This window comes from Streptomyces sp. IBSBF 3136 (genome assembly GCF_036815105.1).
In the GTDB taxonomy this organism is placed as follows: domain Bacteria; phylum Actinomycetota; class Actinomycetes; order Streptomycetales; family Streptomycetaceae; genus Streptomyces.
The window spans coordinates 1-4,319 of the sequence record NZ_JAJSZC010000375.1 but is presented as its reverse complement, the minus strand read 5'-3'; the positions used below and the strand labels follow the sequence as shown (position 1 = coordinate 4,319).

The following is a 4,319-nucleotide window of genomic DNA, read 5'->3' as shown; positions in this document are numbered from 1 at the left end:
CCCCTCGACCCCGCCTCACCTCACCGCGCACCCGACGCCCCCGCACCTCGCCGCGCCTCCCGCCTCGGCGACGCCCCCGCATCTCGCCGTTTCTCCCGCGGCCTCGGCGACGCCGCCGCACCTCGCGGTGACCTCCCCGGCGCCCGCCACACCGCCGCACCTGCCGCCCGCGCCCCCGGTTCCGCCGCAGGCCGGGTACGGGTTCGGGCCGCCCGTGCCGTACGGCGCGCCGGAGGTGGTGCTGGAGGACGGCGACGCCCGCGTCGTCGTGAACGCGGCTGGGGTGATCCTCGAACTCGGCGGGGTCGCGGCGGACTTCGAGTGGGCGGAGATCGCCGGCGTGCGGCGGACGCCCGCCACGCGCGGCGGCCGGCTCACGGTCACCGTCCAGTTGTGGGACGGCGGTGTGTACGACTGCGAGCTGAACGCCCGCCGTTCGGCCCGGCTCACCGAGTGGATCGCCCGGCTCGACCCCGTGCTCGGACGGTACCTCTCCCACCGGTGACGCACCGTCCGCCCGGGTCCGTCAAGCCGTTTCGCCAACAGCCGTTCACGGGTCAAGACTTGCTGCCGCATTGGCTTGGACATGCCTTGTCCTGGGCACGGACCTCCTACGGACCACCGCCGCGCGGGCGGTGCCCGACTGAGGAGGGCGTCATGGACCGACGGATCCGGGTACGTGTGAGTCGCCGGCCGGCCGCCCCGCGCGGGCAGGAGATCGACCGCAGGACGCCTTCCGGGCGCATCCTGCCGTACTGACCGTCACCGCCCGTCGCCGGACGGCGGAGCGTGGCGGGCCACCGCCGCGCGCAGTGCCGTCCGCAGCTCCTCGGGCGGCACGGGGCCCTCGGGGACGGTGCTCGCGGTGACCGCCGCGGCCACTTCGCGCAGCTTGGTGTTGGATGTCTGCGAAGCCTCCCGCAGGATGTCCCAGGCCCGCTGCGGGCCGCAGCCGTGGGCGGCCATCAGGATGCCGCGCGCCTGGTCGATCACCGGGCGGGAGTCGATCGCGTGCCGCAGCTGCTCGATCTCCTCGCCCAGCTCCCGCAGCAGTTCCGCCCGTTCGAGGGCCACCGCTGAGGCGGTGCGGTCGCGGGAGCCGGGCGCGAGCGCGGTGCCCAGCGGGTCGGTGACGTCCAGGCCGACCAGTTCCAGGACCCGGCGCGGCTGGCCCCACCAGCCCGAGACCGAGACCGGTATGCCGTGCAGGCGGCCGTGCTCGGCCAGCGCGTCGAGGAACTCCAGACCCGCCGTGTCCATGAAGGACACCCCGGACATGTCGAGCTCGATCCCCGTGATGCCCGCCGGGAGGGCGGCGAGAGCCGCCGACAGCGTGTCCGTGCAGCCACGGACCAGCTCGCCGCGCGCCTCCAGGAGGGCCCGGCCCTCCTCCGTCCGGCCGCCGACGACCAGCGCGTCCAGCCGCCCGCCGTGCGGTGCTCGTGCCGCTGAGGTCATGTCTCCCCCTCCGTCGGCCCCCGTGGCTCGCCCCCTCGCCTGCCCTGTGTGTACACGGCTACACGCAAAGGAGGGGAGAGACGGCGGATCCGGGGCATCAGGGACCTGTGCCGACTGTTGATGCGCGCGATCACCTGCGTGCCGACGTGCGAGGGGGAGACGGGGTGAACGTGCCGGAGCCGGTGCGGCCGCCGGAGGTGGCCCCGGTGCCGGGACCCGGGGCGCCGACGCCCTTGGTGCCGGGACCTTCGGTCCCGCGGCTCGACGTGGTCGCGCTGACCGGGCGGGCCGGGGTCCGGGCGGCCGGTGAGGTGAGCCTGCCGACGCGTCACATCTGGGAGGGCGTCCTGGAACGGGCCGTCCGCCACGCCGGGAGCGTGTACCACCTGGAGCTCGCCGCGCTGGCCTTCGTGGACGTCGCGGGCGCCGACGCCCTCGCGGACGCCGCCCGGCGGTTCGGCGCGCGGCGGCTGGTGCTGGACCGGCCGCCGCCCGCGCTGCCGCGCATGCTGGGCCTGCTGTGGCCGGGGCTCCCGGCGATCGAGGTGACGGCGTCATGACCGTGACCGCCGAACCCTTCGTGCACCCCGCCCTCTTCTACGCGGACGCCGGGCAGTACCTCGCCGGCACCGTGCCCTTCGTCCGCGCCGCGCTGGAGGCCGGCGGACCGGTCGCGGTCGCCGTGCCCGGCGAGAACCTGCGCCTCGTCCGGGACGCCCTGGGCGCGGACGCCGGCGCCGTACGGTTCCTCGACATGCGCGAGGCCGGTCGCAACCCCGGCCGGATCATCCCCGGCGTGCTGCGGGCCTTCGCCGACACCCAGCCGTCCGGCCGGCGCGTGCACATCGTCGGCGAGCCGGTCTGGGCGGACCGAGACCCGGCCGAGTACCCGGCGTGCGCGCAGCACGAGGCGCTGATCAACAGCGCGTTCCAGGGGCGCGAGGTGACGATCCTGTGCCCCTACGACACCGCCCGGCTCGACGAGCGGGCCCTGGCCGACGCGCACGCCACCCACCCGGTCGTGATCCCGGCCGGTTGTGACGGGCACCGGCCCAGCACCGCCTACGACCCCGAGGGAGTCGTCGCCCGCTACAACCGGCCGCTGCCCCCCGCGCCCGGCGCGGGCCCGGGCCTGCTCGCCGCCGCCTTCGACGCCGGCTCCCTCTCCGCCGTCCGGCACCTGGCCACCGAGCACGCCGCCCGGCTCGGCCTCACCGGCCTGCGGCTGGAGGACCTGACCCTGATCACCGCCGAGCTGACCACCAACAGCGTGGTGCACGGCGGCGGCAGCGGCGTGCTCACGGTGTGGGCCGAGGGCGGGCAGGTCCGGTGCGAGGTCCGCGACCGGGGGCGGCTGACCGACCCGCTGGCCGGCCGCCGCCCCGCCGTCCGCGACCAGCGCGGCGGCCGCGGCCTGCTCCTCGTCAACCTCGTGGCCGACCTGGTGCTGACGCACACCGGCGCGGACGGCACGACCGTCCGCGCGCACGTGACCCCCTGAACCGGCGCAACGGACCGGGTGGTGCCGGGGGCGGGGGCTGTGTCCGGGTTCCGCCGGTCCGGCCTACGTGCTCGGGAGCACTGGGCGGGGGCCGGGGCCGGCTGCGGGCCCCGGCTGTCCGGCCGCGCGTTCGGGAGCGACGGGCCGCGTGCCGGGGGCGGTGTCCGGGCCCCGCCGGTCCGGGCGGTGCGCTCAGGCGGCCAGCGGGTCCAGGACCAGCGGCTCGACCTGGCCCTCCAGCATGGCGCCGAGCCCCTGGACCGCGCACAGGTCCGGCTGCTCGGCGATGTGCACCGGAACGCCGGTCGCCTCGCGGAGCATCTCGTCCAGCCCCGGCAACCGGGCCGAACCGCCGACCATCACGATCCCGCGGTCCGCGAGGTCCGCCACCAGATCGGGCGGGCACTCGCGCAGCACCCTCCCGATCCCGTCCAGGACGGCCGTCAGCGGGGTCTGGATGGCGTTGCGAAAGGCGGCGGTGTCGACCCGCACGCTGCGCGGGAGCCCGGTGGCCACGTCCCGGCCGTGGATCTCCGTCGAGGCCGGCCCCTGCTCGGTGAGCCCGTTGCCGGACAGGGCGATCTGCAACGGCCGTACGGACTGGCTGGGCAGCATCAGCGCGTGCGCGTGCCGCAGGTGCTGCACGATCGCGTGGTCGACGGCCTCGCCGCCCACCGGAATCCGCTGGGCGGTCACGATGGACCCCAGGGAGAGCACGGCGACCTGGGTGGCGGCCGCACCGCACACCATGATCATGGACGCCTCGGGCCGCTCCACGGGCAGTCCGCACCCCACGGCGGCGGCGATCAGCGTGTCCACCAGCTCCACCCGCCGCGCGCCGAGCCCGACCAGCGTCTCGATCGTCGCCCGCTGGGCCAGCGGGTCGGCGTCGTGCGGGGTGCAGGCGGCGGCGCGCAGCCGCGGCCTGCGGCGCAGCGTGCGGCGCATCCTGTCGCCGAGCAGGTGCCGCAGCATGCGCTGCGCCATCTCGATGTCGACCACCGTGCCACCGGCGACGGGCCGGACCACCCTGATGTAGTCGGGCGTCCGCCCCGTCATCTGCTCGGCGAACTCGCCGACCGCGATGAGCGCGCCGTTACGGATGTTCACGGCCGCGACCGAGGGCTGGTCCACGACCAGACCGGCGCCCTTCACGTACACCCGGGTGCGGGCCGCGCCCAGGTCGACGGCGAAATGGCAGCGGCGCAGCTGCTCCAGACTGACGGTCACGGCGGATCCTCCCGAGTGCGCAGGCCTTGGGCGGCCGACCGGTTGGCGGGCCTCTTCCTCCTCTAGATCCTGCTGCCGGGTGAAGGTCGTGCGCCTTCTGGAGGGGGCCGGGCGGGGTGCCGCTGAATGG

The 4,319-nt window shown here is 76.0% G+C and carries 4 protein-coding genes and 1 pseudogene; 3 read left to right on the top strand and 2 right to left on the bottom strand.

All coding sequences use genetic code 11. The features are described from left to right. Positions 1-505, top strand: a pseudogene (locus V7E45_RS39030) (serine/threonine-protein kinase); the annotation flags it as partial. 257 nt (positions 506-762) lie between these two features. On the opposite strand, the gene V7E45_RS39025 reads toward V7E45_RS39030, so the two are convergent. Then, positions 763-1,458 carry an ANTAR domain-containing protein gene (locus tag V7E45_RS39025; protein ID WP_333779034.1) on the bottom strand — a complete coding sequence of 232 codons (696 nt, stop codon included), beginning with the start codon at positions 1,456-1,458 and terminating at the stop codon, positions 763-765. A 164-nt stretch (positions 1,459-1,622) separates the two neighbouring features. On the opposite strand from V7E45_RS39025, the gene V7E45_RS39020 reads away from it, so the two are divergent. Together V7E45_RS39020 and V7E45_RS39015 are read left to right on the top strand one after the other, a co-directional pair. Further along, a complete protein-coding gene (locus V7E45_RS39020) occupies positions 1,623-2,018 on the top strand; it encodes an STAS domain-containing protein (RefSeq protein WP_333779033.1) in 396 nt (131 codons plus the stop codon). Further along, positions 2,015-2,959: a sensor histidine kinase gene (locus V7E45_RS39015; RefSeq protein WP_333779032.1), complete on the top strand. Its 945-nt coding sequence runs from the start codon at positions 2,015-2,017 to the stop codon at positions 2,957-2,959. The genes V7E45_RS39020 and V7E45_RS39015 overlap by 4 nt, the downstream gene beginning before the upstream one ends. Before the next feature lie 192 nt (positions 2,960-3,151). On the opposite strand, the gene V7E45_RS39010 is transcribed toward V7E45_RS39015, so the two are convergent. Next, positions 3,152-4,189, bottom strand: a complete 1,038-nt coding sequence (locus tag V7E45_RS39010) for a rod shape-determining protein (protein ID WP_333779031.1) — start codon at positions 4,187-4,189, stop codon at positions 3,152-3,154. Positions 4,190-4,319 lie beyond the last annotated feature (130 nt).